We start from the raw sequence: 19,021 nt of genomic DNA on the forward strand, positions 1-19,021 counted from the left end.
GGTCGACGCCGAGCACCCGTCCGGCGTCGACCTGTCCGCGCCGATGCTCGCCCGCGCCCGGGCGACCGCCCTCGACGAGGGCATCGGGAACGTGGCCTTCGCGCAGGGAGACGTCCAGGTGTTCGGCTTCGAGGACGGGGAGTCCGACGCCGCGATCAGCCGGTTCGCCGTGATGTTCTTCGCCGACCCGGTGGCGGCGTTCGCCAACGTCGCCCGGGCCCTGCGCCCCGGCGGGCGCCTGGCGTTCCTCAGCATGCCGGACGTCACCGGCTCCGATCTGGGCACGGTCCTCGCCGCCGCGCGCGAGCACCTCCCGGCCTGGCACACGACCCCGGAACCCGACGGCAGCGGCCCGATGTCGCTCTCCGACCCCGACCGCGTGCGCACGATCCTCGGCAAGGCGGGCTTCGGGGACGTATCGACACGGCGGATCGAGGCGGCGGAGACCTGGGGGCGCGACGCCGCGGACGCGGCGGAGTTCTTCACCGGCTGGGGTCCGGTGCGCCACCACCTCGCGGGCGCGGACCCGGACCCGCTGCGCGCCGCCCTGACCGAAGCGTTCCGCCGCTTCGAACGCGACGGCGCCGTCCGGCTCGACGGGTCCGCCTGGCTTGTGACGGCTGTCCGATGAAGCGGATCGTGCTGATCGGCGGATACGGGGCGGTCGGCCGCGAGACCGCGGCCCTCCTGTCGCGCTGGTACCCCGGCGCCGTGGTCGTCGCGGGCCGCAACCCCCGTGCACTGCCCGGCACTTCGGCCGTACGGCTCGATCTGGACGACGCCGCGGACCTGGAGCGCGCGCTCGACGGCGCCGACGCCGTGGTGATGTGCGTCGACCACGACAACGCCCGCGTGGCCAGGGCCTGTTTCGTACGGGGCATCCATTACGTCGACGTGTCGGCGGACCACGAGCGGCTCACCGGCGTGGAGCGGCTGCACGGACTCGCCGTCGAGCACGGGGCGAGCGCACTGCTCAGCGTCGGCCTCGCACCCGGCATCACCAACCTCCTCGCCCGGCAGGTCGGCGGCCCCGATGTGCGGATCGGGGTGCTGCTCGGCTCGGGCGAGGCGCACGGGCCCGCCGCGCTGGCCTGGACCCTCGACGGGCTCGCGGACCTGGGGCCGTCCTGGCGGATGCGGTTCCCCGCCCCGTACGGAATCAGGAAGGTGTACGGCTTCCCGTTCTCCGATCAGTACACGCTGCCGCGGACCTCGGGGGCGGCGCGGGTGGCGACCGGAATGTGCCTGGACTCGCGGGCGACGACCGCCGTGCTGGGCGCCGCCCGACTGCCCGGGATCGCGCGGCTGCTCGCGGCGAAACCCGTACGGCGGGCGCTGCTCGCCCTGCTGGGCCGGGTGCATCCGGGCGGCGACGGGTTCGCGGTCACCGCCGCGTCCGAGGGGCGCAGCGCGTCGTTCGGCGGCCGGCTGCAGAGCCGCACCACGGGCGTCGTGGCGGCGCTCGCCGTACGCGAACTCGCCTCCCTGGCGCCCGGAGTGCGGCACCTGGACGAGGCCGTGGAGCCGGCCGTGTTCCTGGCGGAGGTGGCGCGGTGGGACGAGACCGGGGCGGCTCACTACGATCAGGCCGATGTCACCTAGGAAAGCGGCCGCGCTGCCGGACGGCGGGAGCCTGCGCGACCATCTCATCGCGACCGCCGAACGCGTCATCGCCGAGCGCGGCACCGTCGGCCTGACCGTGCGCGCGATCGCCCGTGAGGCCTCGGTGGCCGACGGCGTGCTCTACAACCACTTCGCCGACAAGGAAGAACTGCTCGCCCACGCCCTCACCGCCCATGTGCGGAAGGTGGAGCAGGGGCTCGGCGCCCTGCCCGAGCCGGGCACGGGGACCGTGGAGGCCAACCTCGAGGCGTACGTCGCGTACGGCCTCGCCATGCACCGCGCGTTCCTGCCCGCGTTCACCGGCTTCTTCTCCCAGCCGAAGGTGCTCGCGCGGTTCGCCGGCCTCGGCGGACCGGGCGAGGACTGGCGCGACCGCCTCGCCGGCTACCTGCGCGCCGAACGGGACCTCGGCCGCCTGCCGCACGCCGCGAAGACGGAAGCGGCGGCCCGGATCGTCGTGGGTTTCTGCCACGAGGTCGTGATCTCGGCGCTGTTCGACGAACGTGCCCCGGCCGAGCCGGCCCCGGAAGCGGTGGACGATCTCGTGGCGGTGGTGCTGCGGGGGATCGCGGGCTGACCGGGGCGGTCCGCCTGGCGCCCCTCCCTGCTCAGCGGCCCGCCTTCTCCGCCTGCGCGGGCGACCGGCGACCGGGGCCGTCCTCGCCCGTGTGCGGCCTTCGCACAGGCCGCGCGAGCACCTGCGTACACCCCCTGCGTACACAGGGCGGCCGCCGGTCCGGATCCGCTTCCCCGCGAGGGGCCGACACCGCCGCGGCCCAGGTAGCATCGCTGCGTGCCCCGCCTCCACGAAGTCCTCACCGCGCTCGACGCCCTCTGGCCCCCTGACCGGGCCGAATCGTGGGACGCCGTCGGGACGGTCTGCGGGGAGCCGGACGCCGAGGTGAACCGGGTCCTGTTCGCGGTCGACCCGGTGCAGGAGATCGTCGACGAGGCCGTGCAGCTGGGCGCCGGTCTGCTCGTCACTCACCACCCGCTCTATCTCCGCGGAACCACGACGGTCGCGGCCACGCACTTCAAGGGCCGGGTCATCCACGACCTGATCAAGAACGACATCGCGCTGCACGTCGCCCACACCAACGCCGACACCGCCGACCCCGGAGTCTCCGACGCCCTCGCGGGCGCCCTCGACCTGCGGGTCGTGGGCCCCCTTGTACCGGATCCGACGGACGACAAGGGCCGCCGCGGCCTCGGCCGTATCTGCGAACTGCCGCGCCCCATGCCGCTGCGCGAGTTCGCCGCGTACGCCGCCAAGCGGCTGCCCGCCACCGCGCAGGGCATCCGCGCGGCCGGCGACCCGGACAAGGTGATCAGCACGATCGCCGTCAGCGGCGGCTCCGGGGACAGCCTCTTCGGATACGTGAGGGAAGCGGGCGTGGACGCCTTCCTCACCGCCGACCTGCGCCACCACCCGGTCTCCGAAGCCGTACAGCACACGTCGCTCGCGCTGCTCGACGCCGCGCACTGGGCCACCGAGTGGCCCTGGTGCGAACAGGCCGCGGCGCAGCTCGACGAGATCTCCGACCGTCACGGCTGGGGCCTTCGGGTCCACGTCTCGAAGACGGTCACCGACCCCTGGACCGCCCACGCGGCCACCACCCCGACGACAGCAGGAGCCCCCAACTGAACGCCGCGCCCGCCGACCAGATCCGACTCCTCGACGTCCAGGCCCTCGACCTGCGCCTGTCGCAGCTCGCCCACAAGCGGGAGGCGCTGCCCGAGCACGCCGAGATCGAGTCCCTGAACAAGGACCACACCCAGCTGCGCGACCTGCTCGTCGCCGCGACGACGGAGGAGGGCGACTGCGCCCGCGAGCAGACCAAGGCCGAGCAGGACGTGGACCAGGTGCGCCAGCGCGCCGTCCGCGACCAGCAGCGCCTCGACTCCGGCGCGGTCACCAGCCCCAAGGACCTGGAGAACCTGCAGCGCGAGATCGCCTCGCTCGCCAAGCGCCAGGGCGACCTGGAGGACGTGGTGCTCGAGGTCATGGAGCGCCGTGAGTCCGCCCAGGAGCGCGTGGCCGAACTGACCGAGCGGGTCGGCTCCGTGCAGGGCAAGGTCGACGACGCCACCGCCCGCCGCGACGCCGCGGTCAAGGAGATCGACGCCGAGATCGCCACGGTCACCAAGGAGCGCGAGGTCGTCTCGGCCTCCGTACCGGACGACCTCCTGAAGCTCTACGACAAGCTGCGCGCGAAGGAGGGCGGCGTCGGTGCGGCCCGCCTCTACCAGCGCCGCTGCGAGGGCTGCCGCCTGGAGCTCAACATCACCGAGGTCAACGAGGTACGTGCCGCAGCGCCGGACACGGTCCTGCGCTGCGAGAACTGCCGCCGCATCCTGGTGCGCACCTCGGAGTCCGGGCTGTAGGGGTTCTTGCGCATGCGCTTTGTGATCGAGGCGGACGGCGGGTCCCGGGGCAACCCGGGGCCCGCGGGCTACGGCGCGGTCGTCATCGACGGCGACAGCGGTGAAGTGCTGGCGGAGCGCGCCGGGTTCATCGGGGTCGCGACGAACAATGTGGCCGAGTACCGCGGTCTGATCGCGGGATTGCGAGCGGCCTTTGCGCTCGACCCGACGGGTACGGTGCGGGTCCGTATGGACTCCAAGCTCGTCGTCGAGCAGATGTCGGGCCGCTGGAAGATCAAGCACCCGGACATGAAGCCCCTTGCGGCTCAGGCCCGTTCGGTCTTCCCGGCCACCTCGGTCACCTACGAGTGGATCCCGCGCGAGGAGAACAAGCACGCCGACCGTCTCGCCAACGAGGCGATGGACGCGGGCAAGCGCGGCGAACAGTGGGACGCCTCGGCGTCCACCGCCGACCTCGACACCCGGGCGGCGCGCAATGTCGCGGCGAGCGAATCGGCGTTGCCGGCGGCGACGGATCCGGTGTTGCCGGCGGCGACGGATCCGGTGTTGCCGGTGACGACCGATCCGGTGACGACCGATCCGGCGTCGCCGGTGACCAACGATCCGGCGTTGCCGGCTGTGGCGGAGCCGGCGTTGTCAGTGGCGCCCGATCCGGCGTTGTCAGTGGGGCCCGATAGCCTGAAAGGGGCTCGGCCCCCGGGCGGGAGGGGTCTGTCCAGCCCTCCGGCCGGTCCCTCGCCCGCCCAAGGCTGGTCCGCCCCCGACATGGGCGCCCCCGCCACCTTCGTTCTCCTCCGGCACGGCGAGACCGCGCTCACGCCCCAGAAGCGGTTCTCCGGCAGCGGCGGCACCGACCCCGTGCTCTCCGAGGCCGGGCTCGCGCAGGCCGAGCGGGTCGCCGCGGCGCTCGCCGCCCGCGGCACGATCGAGGCGATCGTCTCCTCCCCGCTGACCCGCTGCCGCCAGACGGCATCGGCCGTCGCCGCCCGTCTCGGCCTCGACGTGCGGGTCGAAGAGGGCCTGCGGGAAACGGACTTCGGTGCCTTCGAGGGTCTGACCTTCGCCGAGGCCAAGGAGCGTTTCCCGGCCGAGCTGGACGCCTGGCTCGCCTCGCCCGACGCCGCGCCCCCGGGCGGCGAGTCCTTCGCCGAGGTCGCCGTCCGCGTCGCCGAGACCCGCGACCGGCTCGTCGAGCGGTACGCCGGCCGTACGGTCCTGCTCGTCACCCACGTGACCCCGGTGAAGACCCTCGTACGCCTTGCGCTGGGCGCCCCGCCCGAGTCCCTGTTCCGTATGGAGCTCTCCGCGGCCTCCCTCACCGCGGTCGCGTACTACGCGGACGGCAACGCGAGCGTGCGTCTCTTCAACGACACCTCGCACCTGCGCCCATAGCCCACGGCATACGCGAGGGGCGACCGCCCCCGCCCACGGCATACGTGAGGGGCGACCGCGTCGGCGACCGCCCCTCCCGTACATCCGGCGGGACTTACCGCAGCGCGCCATCCGCCAGGACTTACTACCGCAGCGCGCCATCCGCCAGGATCTACCGCAGCGCGGCCGCCTCCCGCGCCAGCTCCTCCACCCGCGCCCAGTCCTTCGCCGCGACCGCGTCGGCCGGAAGCATCCAACTGCCGCCCACGCAGCCGACGTTCTTCAGGGCGAGGTAGCCCGGCGCGGAGGCCGGGCCGATACCGCCCGTCGGGCAGAAGCGGGCCTGGGGGAGCGGGCCGCCGAGGGACTTGAGGTAGGCGGTGCCGCCCGCGGCCTCCGCCGGGAAGAACTTCATCTCGGACACCCCGCGCTCGATCAGCGCCACGACCTCGGACGTGGTCGAGACACCCGGCAGGAACGGCACCCCGGAACTCTTCATCGCGTCCAGGAGCGCCTCGGTCCAGCCGGGGCTGACCAGGAAGCGGGCCCCTGCGTCGACCGCGTCGCGCACGTTCGCGGCCGATATGACCGTCCCCGCACCGACCACCGCGCCCGGCACCCCGGCCGCGATGGCGCGGATCGCGTCGAGCGCGGCCGGCGTCCGCAGCGTGACCTCGATCGCGGGCAGCCCGCCGGCCACGAGAGCCTCGGCGAGCGGCACGGCGTCGGCGACCTCATCGATCACGACAACGGGCACAACGGGCGCAAGATCAAGCACGGAAGCGGAAGTCATACCCCCATCCTGCCGCCCCCGATGCGCCGTGCGCAAAGCCCGTTGCGCTCTCTGCAACGCCGGATTGGAAAGGGGACCATTTGTTCGCGAGGGCGCCCGACTTACCCCTTATGCGCCCAACAAATGGTCCCCGCATCGTGATGCTCAGTGGATCTCCGTCACCACCACGTCCAGGGACCAGGGGCGGCCGGCTCGTGTCGGGGGCTCGGCCTCCACCACGTACCCGAGGTCCCTCAGGACGGTCACCAGCTCCGCCGGGGTGGCCGGCTTCGCGCCCGCGAGCAGCAGATCCCGTACGAGCCGTCCCTTGGTCGCCTTGTTGAAGTGGCTGACCACCGAGCGCTTCTCGACCCCGTCGACCAGCTGCGAGTGCAGCACCCGCACCGTCGCCGTCCGCCCCGCGAGCTCGCCCTTCGGCTTCCAGGCGCTCGCATACGCCGAGGACCGCAGGTCGAGGACAAGACCCTCGCCCGCCGCCTCGGGCAGCGCATCCGCCATCGGCCCGCGCCAGTACGCGCCCAGCGCGCCGAGCCCCGGCAGCTTCACGCCCATCGAGCAGCGGTAGGAGGGGATGCGGTCATTGATCCGTACGGCGCCCCACAGGCCGGAGAAGACGAGCAGCGACTTCGTCGCGCGCCGCTTGGCCGCCGCGTCGAGGGTGCTCAGACCGAGGGCGTCGTACAGGACTCCCGTATAGATCTCGCCCGCGGGACGCGCACCGGCCACCTTGAGATCGGCGTTCTTGGCGATCTCGCCGCGCAGCCCTTCGCTGAGGCCGAGCACCTCACGGGCGTGCTCCTCGTCCGTGAGGCACAGCTCGACCAGCTCGTCGAGCACGGCCGCGCGCGCTTCGGCGAGGCCCGGCAGGGACAGCGACTCCGGCTTCAGCGGAGCGCCACGGCCCGAGTCGGCCTTTCCCTCGGACGGCGGCAACAGCACGAGCACGATGCGGACTCCTTCAGTGGTACGAGGCGGGGGTGCGGCCCCGCTGCAGGGTACCCAGCCGGCGCCCGCACTTGTGCGCCGCGGACCGCGCGTGTGGACCCGGCGCATCGGACCGCGGGCGTCCGGATCCGGTGTATCGGATCGCGCGTGTGGACCCGGCGCATCCGACCGCGGGCGCCCGGACCCGGTGTATCGGACCGCGCGCGTCCGGGCCCGGCCCGCCCTAGGCTCGACTCATGCCTCGCCGCCCTATGCATGTGACCGGAGCAGCCGACGCCCCGTTGCGGGCCGCGTTGCGTGAGCTGCGTACGCGCCTCGAAGTGCCGGCGGACTTTCCCCCTGAAGTGCTCGCCGAGGCAGAGGCGGCGCTCGCGTCGCCCGATCTGAGCGGGCACCGGGACGCCACCGACATCCCGTTCTTCACGATCGATCCGCCCACGTCCAGGGATCTGGACCAGGCGATGTTCCTGGAGCGGCGCGGCAACGGTTTCCGGGTCAGCTACGCGATCGCGGACGTGGCCGCCTGGGTCGAGCCGGGCGGCGCCCTGGACCGTGAGGCGCACGCCCGTGTGACCACGCTGTACTTCCCCGACGAGAAGGTGCCCCTGCACCCGGCCACCCTGTCGGAGGGCGCCGCGAGCCTGCTGCCGGACCAGGACTGCCCGGCGCTGCTCTGGACCGTCGACCTGGACGCCGAAGGCCGGTCCACGTCCACGCACGTGGAGCGTGCGCTGGTGCGCAGCCGCGCCAAGCTCGACTACGACGGGGTGCAGAAGGCCATCGACAGCGGCACCGCCGAGGAGCCGCTCTCCCTGCTCAAGGACATCGGACTCCTTCGCGACCAGCAGGAGATCGCCCGCGGCGGCATCTCGCTCAACGTGCCCGAGCAGGAGATCGTCGAGCGAGCGGACGGATACCACCTGGAGTACCGCGCCCCGCTCCCGGCCGACGGCTGGAACGCCCATATCTCCCTGCTCACCGGCGCCGCGGCCGCCGACCTCATGATCGAGTACGGCACCGGCGTCCTGCGCACCCTGCCCGCAGCGCCCCAGGGCGCGGTCGGTCGCCTGCGCCGCGCCGCGAAGGCCCTCGGCATCGACTGGCCGCGCCATGTGCCGTACGCCGATGTCGTACGGGGACTCGATCCGCGCAACGGAAACCACGCGGCCTTCCTCCAGGAGTGCACCAGCCTCCTGAGGGGCGCCGGCTACACCGTCTTCACCGGCGGAGAGGTCCCCGACCCCCGTATCCACGCGGCTGTGGCCGACGAGTACACGCACTGCACCGCACCCCTGCGCCGCCTCGTCGACCGGTACGCGAGCGAGATCTGCGTGGCCGCGGTGGCCGGCCGGGAGCCCCCGGAGTGGGTGCTCGCCGCGCTCGAGGCGCTGCCGCAGGAAATGGCCGACGGCACCCGGCGGGCCAACAGCATCGAGCGCGAGTGCGTCGACATCGTGGAGGCCGCGCTGCTCAAGGACCGGGTCGGGGAGATCTTCGACGCGTACGTCATCGATGTGAAGGACCGCCAACCGGCCGTCGGCACCGTGCACTTGGAGGACCCCGCCGTGGTCGCCCGGATCGAGGGCGGGGAGGGCGAGCTGCCCCTGGGGGAGCGGCTGAGGGTGCGGCTCACGCAGGCGGATCCGGGGAAGGCGAAGGTTCAGTTCGCGCCCGCGTGACCTTGCGCCTCCTCCTCGGCTCGCGGCGCCTTTTCGCCGGTCCGGGCCTGCTTGAGCGCGGCGACCAGGGCGGCCGGATCGTCCGCGTTGAAGCGGAACACACGCGCCTGCCCCCGCGCGCCCAACGGCCGTACGAAGGTGACGGGTTCGGCGAGCTCGACGGTCACGGTCGTCTGCCCGCCCACCAGCACGTCCAGGACCCCGTCCTCGCTCAGCTGGAAGTGCTTGCCCTGCGGATAGCGCCGGTCCACGCGTACGGAGAGGATGTCCTCGGCCCGTATCCGCAGGTCGAACAGCGCACCGTAGCGCAGCCTCAACGAGCCGTCCGCCTCGGCCACATGGGGCCGGGTCACACACGCCGCGTGCAGACCGAGGATCTGCAGGACGCCGTACACATCGATGAAGGTGACGATCGCGTGCACCGTCGGCCAGGGGATGAGGAACGCGAGCACCACGGTCTCGACCAGCGCGACGAACAGGAAACCGAAGATCAGCGCGGTCTGTGCCTGGGTGTAGCCCGCACCGTGGGCGCCGGGCCCGATCTGATGCCGGCGGCGCGCGATCCAGAGCCCCAGGCTGTGGAAGGCCTTGAACTCATGCACCGTCAGGCGCTTCAGAACCCGCCAGGCGGTCCTGCTCCTGGTCCTCATCGCGTCCCCCTCCCGGTCCTCATCGCGTGCCCCTGGCCTCATCGCGTCCCCCTCCCGGTCCTCATCGCGTGCCCCTGGCCTCATTGCGTCCCCCTCCCTTTCGGTGCGAGCGCCGCCATGAACTTCCGTACGACCGCGGCCTGGGCCGGCGCGAAATCGTCGAGCATCGCCTGACCGAACGGGTGCTCGCGGCTGGCCTCGTCCGCTCCGGCGAACAGGCCGGACAGCGACTCTGGCACCACCGCGACCAGCTCATCGGCCAGCGGGCCGATCCGGGGATCGTCCTCCTTCGCGTCCACCAGTGCGTCGAGCCGTACGTACAACGCGTGCACCCGCGCGGTCAGTTCGGGGTCCTCCGCGAACGGGCGCAGGGCGTCGAGCAGCCGGTCGCGGTCCTCGGCCGGGACCATGGAGTCGATCAGCGTCAGATGCTCACGGTCCTTGGCGGCGCTCGCCGAACCGCTCGGCGAGAACGCGCTCAGGAGCTCCGCCAGGCCCGGCGACAGGGGGCCTTCGGCGGGCAGCGTCCCGGCCCGTGCCTGCTCCAGGAGCAGCTTCAGCCGCGCCCGCCGTTCCTCGATCGCGGCCTCCTGGCGGGCGAGGTCCTGGTCCAACTCTTCGAGGACCTCGGCCAGTTCGCGCCCCTCGTCGTCGGCGAGCACGTCGCGCACCTCAGGAAGGCCCAGTCCGAGCTCGGTCAGCCGCCGGATGCGGGCGAGGGCCACGGCGTGCCGGACGCCGTAGTCGCGGTAGCCGTTGGGCAGCCGGTCGGGTTCGGGCAGCAGCCCGAGGTGGTGGTAGTGCCGCACCGCGCGGGGGGTGACCCCGGCGAGCGCGGCGATCTCGCCGATACGCATGGCATCAGTAGAAACCCTGACGCTGCGGCAAGGTCAAGCCGGACTCTTGACGGCTAACGACGTTAGCCTTAGATTGTGGCTAACGCGGTTAGCCAACGCAGGCGGGCCGCCCGACCGAAGGGAATCGTCATGGCCACCGTCATACCGGCCCCCGTCGCCAACGCCCCGGCTCCCGCCGGGCGCACGGCCCGCACCCTGACCTTGGGCGCGAAGCTCCGTCGGGCGGCGTGGCTCGCGGGCGCGCTCTTCTGGACGGCGTTCGCGATCCTCGAAGGCGTGAACCACGGCTGGCTCGCCGGCGCGGTGGCCTTCGCCTTCTTCCTCGCCCCGGACTTCGCGCTCTTCGTCGACGTCCGCGGATCGGCCGGGCTCGCCCGCGGACAGCTCTCGCCCCGCGCGGTCCCGTACTACAACGCGGCCCACAGGGCGCTGATCCCCGTCGGCCTGATCGTCGCCTACACCGTCCTGCCGGTGTACGCGCCCGCCCTCTTCGCGGGCCTGTGCGGCTGGCTCGCGCATATCTCGTACGATCGCGCCTTCGGCTATGGCCTGCGGACGAAGGAAGGCTTCCAGCGTGCCTGAGCGCTCCACCACCGACCGGCTCACTCCCCGCAAGCGCGAGATCGTGACCGAGGCCCGCGCCCTGCTCGAAGAGCACGGCGCGGCCGCCCTCACCATGCGTGCGCTCGCCGACCGCCTCGGCATCAAGGCGCCCTCGCTCTACAAGCACTTCCCGGACAAGGCGGCGCTCGAGCTGGAGCTGGTGGTGCTCAGCCTCGAGGAGACGGCCGAGGCGCTCGAAGCGGGCTCGGACTCGCTTCCGTCCCTGATGAAGGCCTATCGCACCTACGCCTTGGCCCACCCGCACCTCTACCGCCTCAACACCGAACGCTCCCTGCCCCGCGAGGACCTCCCCGAAGGACTCGAAGCGCGGGCGGCGGCGCCGCTGGTACGGGTGTGCGGCGGGGACATGGACGCGGCGCGCGCGGCCTGGGCCTTCGCCCACGGGATGGTGATCCTCCAGCTCAATGGCCGGTTTCCGGACGATGCCGACCTGTCGGCAGCCTGGGAGACCGGAGCGGACGCCTTCGAAGGGTGAGGGGCCGCCGTCCGGTCGGCTGGAGGGCCTGCCGTCCGCTCAGTCGGAGAGGCCGCCGTCCGGTCGGTCGGAGAGGCCGCCGTCCGGTCGGTCGGAGAGGCCGCCGTCCGGTCGGTCGGAGGACCCGCCGTCCGCTCAGTCGGAGGATCCGCCGTCCGGTCGGCTGGAGGACCCGCCGTCCGCTCAGCCGCTCCCGCCGGGGCTGCTCGCCGCGCTCAGCCGACCACGCGGACCGGATGCCGTACGACGGCGTTGAACAGGTACCCCTGGGTGTTGTGCACCGTCCGGTCCGGCTGCGTGTTCCCGCGGGTGTCCGTGGCGCGGGCGAGTACCTGTGTGTCCCCGGTGCTCTCCGGCCGCCAGCGCACGGACCAGCGCACCCAGTTGTCGCGCCGTGCCGGGTCCTGGAGCCTGGCCCGGCGCCAGCCGGCGCCGCCGTCCGTGCTCACCTCGACCGAGGCGATTCCACCCGCCCCCGACCAGGAGCGGCCGGTCAGCGTATAGGTCCGTCCGACGGTGAACTCGGCGCCTTCGGCCAGCTCGAAGGCGCTCTTGACCGTCTGCCGTGACAGCGGCGCACTGCCCTGCGGCGGGTGGGCGGCTCCGAAGAGCCGGTAGAAGTCCGTGTTCCAGGGCGAGTAGAGCGGGGTGTCGGAGACCTCGATGTCACCGACCCACTTGACCGACGCGATCCCGACCCAGGACGGCACGAGGACCCGTACCGGATGTCCGTGGTCGGGCGGCAGCGGCTCGCCGTTCAGCTCGTACGCGAGCAGCACGTCGTGCAGCGCCTTGGCCACCGGCAGCGGCCGCCGCACCCGCCCCAGGTTCGCGCCGTCCGCCGTCAGGTACTCGGCGTCGAGCCCGCGCGGCTGCACATCCACCGCGTTCCGGGAGATCCCCGCCTTCTGCAGCACATCCGCGAGCCGCACGCCGCGCCACCGCCCGCTGCCGATCGCGCCGAGGCCCCAGGCGGTGCCGCTGATGGCCTCGCCCTGCTGGGTGGTGAAGTAGCTGCGGCCGTTGCCCGCGCACTCGATGAGCGTCTCGGTGGTCACCGCGGGCAGCCGGCGCAGATCGTCGAGCCCGAACTCGCTCTCCCTGCCGTGCCGCAGACCGCTGCCCCACACCCTGAGACGCCAACTGTCCGCGTCCAGTACGGGTGTCGAGGTGTGGTTGCGTACGAAGAACCGGTCGACGGGCGTATGGAATCCGGTGTCCTGCCAGGAAGCTGCCCTGGACTCCGCGTTGGTGCCGCGCACGGTGAACAGCTCGGGCGGCAGGGGCTTCACGATGCCGGGCCCCGCCGCCGTCGCGGGCGCGGCCGCCCCGGCCCCGACGGTGACCGCGCCGCCCGCCGCGGCCAGCAGCTTGAGCAGGGTGCGCCGCTCGACACCGCCGGCGCGGGCCTCACCCGCGAGGTACTGGCGCAGCCGGCGGCGGTCATAGGCGAGTTCGTCGATCCGAGAGACGTGATCACGCATGGGGTCATCGTGCCGCCCGGGTACGGGCCAACTCCATGGCGGGAGCATGAAGTTCATGTGTCGCGGTACGGGGGGCGATCAGGCAGAGGGGCGGCGCCCCGCCTGGGGAGCGGGCCCGGTCAGGCGTCGACTTCGCCGGCCCACCCGAACTGGAGGAGCGCCGTCGGCAGGTAATCGGATTCTACGGCGATGGGGAAATCGTTGTCGCGCGCCATGCAGACAATGGCGAGCGGCGCCAGCGCGACCAGGCCATCGGCGTCTGAAGACCGGGCCTCGTCTGCGGACCAGTACTGCTTATGCCAGTTCAGGAACTCCGCGAGCGAGGAATTGAACTGCTCTGTCTCGCCACGGTTGTAGAGCTGGAAGAGTTCCAAGGCCGGGTAATGAATTTTGAGGAGCGACTCTTTGTCCGGATGTTGCGCGACATCCGGACTCACGCCCTTGATCGCTTCGGTCAGCGTCCGCCACATCTCGTCACCTTGCCTGTGCCAGTAGTGCTGCAATGCTTCAGCCCAGGCATAGGCGTACTCGTCGAACACTGCGCCTTCGCCGGATTCACGAAGGAACGAGATCGGCACGCTCATCAGCCGGTCCAGGCGATCGTCCTCCCGGCAGATCGTCGCCAGATACACCGCCGTAAGCCAGTTACCCACGTGGGTATAGGAAGTTGGACCAGTCGCAGGAAGCTCCGTGAGCTTGCCGCTGATGCCGATGCGAACCGTGACGGTGGCATCTGTAGTGGTGGCGGCGTCGAAGAGCGCCGAACCGACCTGCATGGCAGTGATCCATGCTTCCCAGGTTTCGAGCTCTTCGGCCCGCGGGTCATAGGCACAGCACGACATGGCCTCGTGCACGGTGACGCTGAGCGCCCGCGACCGGGCCATGTCGGAACTCGCAAGCCGATCGAGCACCCGGCGGACGCTCGCCCTGAGCGATTCCATGTCCGCCCGGGTCGCATCGACGGGGAAGTCATGGCGGGGGATGCGCACGACCACTGGCCCGCCGCTCTGGTTGATCTTGAAGCGTTCCATCAGCTCTCTGTCGTGTCCTGCCCGCTCCAACGCCTCGACCAGAGGCCAACGGTCCCCGCAGCTGCGTCGCGGCACGGGTGATCACTGCTGGGCCGGGCGCTCGACTGGCGTGGTCCAGCCCTGCGTCGCGTACGGCGTCGGGACAAGGTGAGTGCCGCCCGTCACTTCTCCACTGATCGCACGCTCCGGCTCACATGGGGAACTCGCCCAGCCAGCTGTGCTGCAGAAGGTGCCTGGGCAGGTAGTCGGACTCGACATTGATGGGGAGTTCACCGTCGTACGCCCAACAGGCGATGGCCAACGGGGCGAGGGCGATGGCGCCGTTGAGGTCCGAGGAGCGTTCCTCGGTGAGCGTCCAGTACAGCTTGTGCAGCTTCAACGCCTCTTCCAGCGCCGGGCTGAAGCCTTCCGTGTCGCGACGTACGAAGTGGTAGAAGAGGTTGATCGGCGGATACAGGATTCCCTGCAGCAGGTCGCGAGGAGCGATCGTCGCCACCGAGGGATCCGACATCTGCAGCGCCTTGGTGAGCTTCTCCACGAGACCGGGCCTGCGCAGCCAGGTCTGCAGGGTGTCGATCCAGTGGTAGATGTACTCGTCGTACTGCCCCTCGGGCGCCCGCAGCCGCTCCAGCGGAATCTCGCACAGCTGCGTCATCCGTTCCGGCTCACGGCAGATGACCGCCAGCCAGAACGACGTCAGCCACTTACCCGCATCAGCCGTCGACAGTGGCCCCACGGCCGGCAGCGTGCGCTCCTTGCGGGCGATCCGGCACTCGACACTGCCCTCGCTGATCCCGGTCACGGCAAACAGGGCCGAGCCCAGCTGCATCGCGGTGACCGCGGCTTCCCACGTCTCGATTTCGGCAGCGCGCGGGTCGGTGAGGCTGTGGGCGCGCAGGGACATGATTGCGGAGCCGAATGCGGCGTCGATCAGGGCCGTCGACTCTTCGAGGCCCTCGATCTCCCATGCCAGGTGCGCGTCCAGGCGCTCCGTGAACTGTTCGACATCAGGCCGCGACAGAGCATGCCGGTCAACGGTCGTGGTCAAGGAAGGGGCCCCTTGTTGATGTCGAATCGTCGGTACTGCAGTTGGATCAGGTGGCGATCTCGCCAGCCCGCGCGAACCGCAGGAGCTCTGCCGGCAGGTACGGGGACTCGACCTCGACCTGCATGCCCGCATCCCGTGCAATGCAGGCCATGGCGAGCGGGCCGAGGGCGACCAGGCCGGTGCCGCTCAACGCTCGTGCTTCGTCCGCAGTCCAGTACTCCTTGTGCCAGTTCAAGGCCATCGCCAGTGCCTTGTTGAACTGTTCGGTGTCACCACGCAGGTAGCGGTGGAAGAGCTCGATCGGCGGATAGAGAACCTTCAGCATCATGTCGGAATCGGCAACTTGGGCCGCATCCGGGGCAGTTCCGTCGACTGCCGCCACGAGCTTGGCAGCGATGTCGTCTCGCCCGAGCCAGAAGCTCTGGAGCGTTTCGACCCAGCTGTAGATGTACTCGTCGAATGCCGCCCCGGATTCACGCAGGAAGGAAACCGGCACTCGCGCCAGTCGCTCAAGGCGCTCGTTCTCCCGAAGGATCAGCGCCAAGTAGAACGAGGTGACCCACGCTCCGGCGTTGGTGTACGACACGGGTCCCGTCGCGGGAAGGTTCTTGACCTCGCCCTGGACACCGATGCGGCAGGCAACTGGACCCTCGGTAGCGGTGGCCGAGGTGAAGAGTGCCGATCCGACCTGCATGGCCTGCACCCACGCGTACCAGGTATCGATCTTGGCGGCATCGGGGTCGGCCACGCAGTGCCACTTCGCGGCGGTGAGAGTTGCCGTGAGGGCGCGAGAACGAGAGATCTCGGACCCTTCCATCCGCTCGACAGCCCGGACAGCACTCCTGACGATCGGAGCCATGGCCTCGGCCGCGTTGTCCGTCCGGAAGTCATGGCGGGAAACGCTCGTGACCACGTGATCTCTCCAGAGATTAGATGTCGAAGAACTCAAGCATGCCGCCACTGTATGTGCCGGAATTCTCTGCGGCTTGCACTAGGACATATTGTAGTTTTCCGTCTTCGAGAGCGTCCAGGATCTCCTCCGCGATCTCGGCATCCCGCCCGCCACGTGCGGTCATCTCCTCACAGATCGTAAGGACGTATTCGCGCGTCCCTTGATGTACGCGCATACCTCCCGCGACATCCCCGGCACCATCGCGCCATCCCAGCTGACCGGACGGAGCCTTCTCCTCGACTACGAGTCGCCACCCGTCCGGGCGCCTGTAGACATCGTCGAACTCCCGGGCGCCATTCGGCGTTCGAGGAAGATCGTCGATCAACTGCGCATCCGAGAACCGAGTGGGAATGATGTGCCGCCTGGCTGCCTCCTGGCCAAGCCTCTCCGCAAGCTTGCTGTTGTTCGGAGTGTCGCCGAGCCGACTCGTAAATTCCGCCTGCGCATCGGCAACTCTCGCCGCGTTCTCCGGTGACGGATCGTCCTTGAAGGCACTCTCAGCGTCCGTGAGGTCCTTACCGGTGATGCGATCCTTGGCGACATCGTCGAGGTGATCGAGCTCACCGTGAGGAACCGACGAGCGATCGAACGGTGTCGGGTTGAGCCGGGTCGCCGACGGGCCGCTCGGAAGCTCGGCCTTCGCTACCAGCGTGCCATCGCTCTGCTCCCTCAGAATGGGAAGCTCGACTCGGTCGACGATGCGCTTCGAGTCCAAGCGGTGGTTGATCGCGTTGTAGTGCTCAGCGCGCCAGGTGGGATCGTTGTTCGCCTTCCAGACATGCTCGTCCTGGATGCGCTTGCGCTCGGCCGGAGTCAGCTCCCCGTCGCCGCCGCCGTCGCGTGGAGCGGTGCCGTCGCCGGCAGCCTGGGCCGGCGGCTGGGTCTCGTCACCGCCTCGGGTGGCATCGCCGCCTCCGTCCAAGGCGTCATCTCCACCACGGCCGAGGTCGTCGAGAAGACCACCGCCCGAGCCGGAGGGCCGGCTACCGACAGGTGGCTCGTGTCCACCGGTACCGCGGCCGATGTCATCCGTGCCACCTGTGCCGACCTCGCGGGATCCACCTCCCGTGACGTTGTCGGCGGCTGCCCCCGCTCCCGGGCCTCGGCCACCAGAACCCGATTCCAGGTCCATGCGGGCGCCCACGTTCCCGCTGTCGGCTTGCCCACCGAACGGGCTGCCGGATTCAGCGCGGCCACCAGCTCCGACTGCCGTGTCACCAGCCCGTGTGGCTCTACTGAGCCCGTCACCGGCCTGGGCGATCCCGTCCGCCGGCCGCGCTCCGACGGAAACCAGCTGGGGTTCTTCAACCCTTGTTGCAAGCTCGCCCGCGCGCTCGGCGGCGGAGGGTTCCTTGGCAGCGGGGGTGACCGTGCCGTCGAGGTGGTGGATCGTCGCGCCCTCGGGCTTGAAGTAGACGATCTCGCCGGTGTCGGGGTCCTTGAGCGGGACGGAGTTCTCGCGGGTGATGCCGGGTGGCAGGTCGCCGGCCCTGGCCGGCTGGTCGATGATCTGGAAGTTGGTGTCGGCGAGGCGTACGTAGGTGCCGTCGGTGAGCATCCGCAGGCCGGAGACCACCTCGCCGATCTTGATTCCGGTGGTGGCGCCGGCCTTGAAGACATACGTCATCGGGTCGATGATCCGGCCGGCCTTGCCGGCTGCCGCGATCGCCTTGCTGATCGCACCGGCCTTGCCCGCCCCTGACACACCGGCCCCCGCGCCGGCGGTGAAGACCGTGGTGAGCACGTTGAACGTGGTGGCCCCGGCGGCCCGCGCCGGGTTGGAGCCCCACTGATCCCAGGCCACCAGCGCCTTGCCGGTCTCCTTCATCGCCGTACGCGAATCGCGGATCCAGGAGGGGAGTTTGTCCTCGGGAGCGAGCCAGAACGCCGCGCCGAAGGGCGAGGCGGTGATGACCAGACCGGTGGCGAGCTTGGCCAGGCCCGTCCAGGCCTGCGAGAAGGCATCCCAGTCGGTGACGTTGACCAGCGTCCACAGGCCCTTGAGCGTGCCCCACACCCCGTCGACGACGAGACCCTTGCCGAAGTCCCAGGCGTGTTCGTGGATGTGGTACCAGGGCGTGGACTCCTCCACCGGATTGCCCCAGGGCAGGTCTTTGGCGCCGTCCAGGTCCTCGGCGCGGAAGCCGTACTGGTTCTTGTCCTTGGAGCCGTCGGTCACCTTGAGCGCCGTGCCGCCGACCAGCGCCACGATCTTGTTGTGGCAGGTGCGTTCGGCGGCCTGGAAGTCGGCGAACGCCTGGTTGACCGCGCTGCGGCGGTTGTTGTTCTCTTCGACCAGGTCGCCGTCCTCACGCCACTTGTCGTCGTCGGCGATGGACGTACGGAACGCCTCCGCCTCCGCGCGCAGTTGCTTGAACCGGTCGACGATCGGACGGATCTCGGTGGCATACGCGGCCAGCGCGCCGCCGATGACAGTGAGGTCGTCCTCGAACACCCCACCGCCGGTGGCCACCGGCCCGGTCGAGGCGAACAACTGGTCCGCCTCCGGCGCCGCGTAGTACGACGACAGGCCCCGGAAGGTGGAGTCGACCTTCGAGGCGGCCTCCGCGATCGCCGTCCCGTCCAGGGCGACGGCTGAGGCGTCCTTTTCCAGCTGTTCCAGGTTGCCGGTGAACTCGGGGATCTCCTCCGGGTTCAGCGCCGTCTCGCTCACTTGCCCGCCCCCGGGAGATCGACCTTCGGTGTTTGCAGCGCCTTGCCCTGCGCTTCGGCGGCCATGTCCAAGTCACCTTGCACATAGGCATTGGTGGCCTCCGCAGCACCGGTCATCGAGTTACCGGTCCGCTCGGCCATGGACGTGAGCTGCGCCTGGCGCTTCTCCATGTACGTGGAGAGCGCGGCGGCGACCGGCCCCACCGGGTTGCGCGGTGTGCCGGGCACGACCGGCCCGATCATGGGCCCGCTGTACTGGCTGCCCGGCACTGCCGTCCCCGCCGAACCGGCCGCGCTCATCAGATCGTTGACCATCGCCTTCGCGGCATCGGCCAGATCCTTGGCCGCCTCGCCGGTCATGGTCAGCTGGCCCTGCACGCCCTGCGGCTTGATATCCCACTTCGACATAGACACACCCCGTGAACCAGCTG

The 19,021-nt window shown here is 70.7% G+C and carries 19 protein-coding genes; 9 read left to right on the forward strand and 10 right to left on the reverse strand.

Going from position 1 to position 19,021, the window contains the following annotated elements:
• The 6 genes from ABT367_RS27505 to ABT367_RS27530 form a co-directional block, all read left to right on the forward strand.
• On the forward strand, positions 1-631 hold a 631-nt coding region (locus tag ABT367_RS27505), incomplete at its 5' end, for a class I SAM-dependent methyltransferase (protein ID WP_352255793.1).
• Positions 628-1,602, forward strand: coding sequence for a saccharopine dehydrogenase family protein (locus tag ABT367_RS27510; RefSeq protein WP_352255794.1), 975 nt, complete (start codon positions 628-630; stop codon positions 1,600-1,602). The genes ABT367_RS27505 and ABT367_RS27510, both read left to right, overlap by 4 nt.
• On the forward strand, positions 1,592-2,200 hold the full coding sequence (locus tag ABT367_RS27515; RefSeq protein ID WP_352255795.1) for a TetR/AcrR family transcriptional regulator: 609 nt from the start codon (positions 1,592-1,594) through the stop codon (positions 2,198-2,200). The genes ABT367_RS27510 and ABT367_RS27515 overlap by 11 nt, the downstream gene beginning before the upstream one ends.
• Positions 2,201-2,416: 216 nt before the next feature.
• Positions 2,417-3,268: a Nif3-like dinuclear metal center hexameric protein gene (locus ABT367_RS27520; protein WP_352255796.1), complete on the forward strand. Its 852-nt coding sequence runs from the start codon at positions 2,417-2,419 to the stop codon at positions 3,266-3,268.
• Positions 3,265-4,008: a zinc ribbon domain-containing protein gene (locus ABT367_RS27525; RefSeq protein ID WP_352255826.1), complete on the forward strand. Its 744-nt coding sequence runs from the start codon at positions 3,265-3,267 to the stop codon at positions 4,006-4,008. The genes ABT367_RS27520 and ABT367_RS27525 overlap by 4 nt, the downstream gene beginning before the upstream one ends.
• Before the next feature lie 12 nt (positions 4,009-4,020).
• The gene (locus tag ABT367_RS27530; RefSeq protein WP_352255797.1) at positions 4,021-5,400 is read left to right on the forward strand and encodes a bifunctional RNase H/acid phosphatase; all 1,380 of its coding nucleotides are present in this window, start codon (positions 4,021-4,023) and stop codon (positions 5,398-5,400) included.
• 151 nt (positions 5,401-5,551) lie between these two features.
• Here ABT367_RS27530 and eda read toward each other — a convergent pair whose 3' ends face one another.
• Together eda and yaaA are read right to left on the reverse strand one after the other, a co-directional pair.
• Positions 5,552-6,172, reverse strand: a complete 621-nt coding sequence (gene eda, locus ABT367_RS27535) for a bifunctional 4-hydroxy-2-oxoglutarate aldolase/2-dehydro-3-deoxy-phosphogluconate aldolase (protein ID WP_352255799.1) — start codon at positions 6,170-6,172, stop codon at positions 5,552-5,554.
• A gap of 144 nt (positions 6,173-6,316) precedes the next feature.
• Positions 6,317-7,117: a peroxide stress protein YaaA gene (gene yaaA, locus ABT367_RS27540; RefSeq protein WP_352255800.1), complete on the reverse strand. Its 801-nt coding sequence runs from the start codon at positions 7,115-7,117 to the stop codon at positions 6,317-6,319.
• A 236-nt stretch (positions 7,118-7,353) separates the two neighbouring features.
• Here yaaA and ABT367_RS27545 point away from each other — a divergent pair, with 236 nt between their 5' ends.
• Positions 7,354-8,796 carry an RNB domain-containing ribonuclease gene (locus tag ABT367_RS27545; protein WP_352255801.1) on the forward strand — a complete coding sequence of 481 codons (1,443 nt, stop codon included), beginning with the start codon at positions 7,354-7,356 and terminating at the stop codon, positions 8,794-8,796.
• Here the strand turns inward: ABT367_RS27545 and ABT367_RS27550 are convergent.
• Together ABT367_RS27550 and ABT367_RS27555 are read right to left on the reverse strand one after the other, a co-directional pair.
• Positions 8,778-9,446, reverse strand: coding sequence for a hypothetical protein (locus ABT367_RS27550; RefSeq protein ID WP_352255802.1), 669 nt, complete (start codon positions 9,444-9,446; stop codon positions 8,778-8,780). The genes ABT367_RS27545 and ABT367_RS27550 overlap by 19 nt on opposite strands.
• Positions 9,447-9,526: 80 nt before the next feature.
• The gene (locus ABT367_RS27555; RefSeq protein ID WP_352255803.1) at positions 9,527-10,303 is read right to left on the reverse strand and encodes a MerR family transcriptional regulator; all 777 of its coding nucleotides are present in this window, start codon (positions 10,301-10,303) and stop codon (positions 9,527-9,529) included.
• Positions 10,304-10,432: 129 nt separating this feature from the next.
• Here ABT367_RS27555 and ABT367_RS27560 point away from each other — a divergent pair, with 129 nt between their 5' ends.
• Positions 10,433-10,885: a DUF4260 family protein gene (locus ABT367_RS27560; protein ID WP_352255804.1), complete on the forward strand. Its 453-nt coding sequence runs from the start codon at positions 10,433-10,435 to the stop codon at positions 10,883-10,885.
• Positions 10,848-11,402: a TetR/AcrR family transcriptional regulator gene (locus tag ABT367_RS27565; RefSeq protein WP_352255805.1), complete on the forward strand. Its 555-nt coding sequence runs from the start codon at positions 10,848-10,850 to the stop codon at positions 11,400-11,402. The genes ABT367_RS27560 and ABT367_RS27565 overlap by 38 nt, the downstream gene beginning before the upstream one ends.
• Before the next feature lie 215 nt (positions 11,403-11,617).
• Here the strand turns inward: ABT367_RS27565 and ABT367_RS27570 are convergent, their stop codons facing one another.
• The 6 genes from ABT367_RS27570 to ABT367_RS27595 all read right to left on the reverse strand — a co-directional run bounded on the left by ABT367_RS27570 (position 11,618) and on the right by ABT367_RS27595 (position 18,998).
• Complete coding sequence (locus ABT367_RS27570) at positions 11,618-12,886, reverse strand: sulfite oxidase (protein ID WP_352255806.1); 1,269 nt, start codon at positions 12,884-12,886, stop codon at positions 11,618-11,620.
• A gap of 119 nt (positions 12,887-13,005) precedes the next feature.
• Positions 13,006-13,917: an immunity 49 family protein gene (locus tag ABT367_RS27575; protein ID WP_352255807.1), complete on the reverse strand. Its 912-nt coding sequence runs from the start codon at positions 13,915-13,917 to the stop codon at positions 13,006-13,008.
• Between the two features lie 190 nt (positions 13,918-14,107).
• The gene (locus ABT367_RS27580; protein WP_352255808.1) at positions 14,108-14,965 is read right to left on the reverse strand and encodes an immunity 49 family protein; all 858 of its coding nucleotides are present in this window, start codon (positions 14,963-14,965) and stop codon (positions 14,108-14,110) included.
• 46 nt (positions 14,966-15,011) lie between these two features.
• Positions 15,012-15,878, reverse strand: a complete 867-nt coding sequence (locus tag ABT367_RS27585) for an immunity 49 family protein (protein ID WP_352255809.1) — start codon at positions 15,876-15,878, stop codon at positions 15,012-15,014.
• A 16-nt stretch (positions 15,879-15,894) separates the two neighbouring features.
• The gene (locus ABT367_RS27590; protein WP_352255810.1) at positions 15,895-18,591 is read right to left on the reverse strand and encodes a hypothetical protein; all 2,697 of its coding nucleotides are present in this window, start codon (positions 18,589-18,591) and stop codon (positions 15,895-15,897) included.
• Positions 18,588-18,998 (reverse strand): DUF6507 family protein, encoded by a 411-nt coding sequence (locus tag ABT367_RS27595; RefSeq protein ID WP_352255811.1) that lies wholly within the window; start codon positions 18,996-18,998, stop codon positions 18,588-18,590. Before ABT367_RS27595 ends, ABT367_RS27590 begins: the two co-directional genes overlap by 4 nt.
• Between the last annotated feature and the right edge of the window lie 23 nt (positions 18,999-19,021).

Origin of the sequence: Streptomyces mesophilus, assembly GCF_040300965.1 — a bacterium.
GTDB lineage: Bacteria > Actinomycetota > Actinomycetes > Streptomycetales > Streptomycetaceae > Streptomyces > Streptomyces mesophilus_A.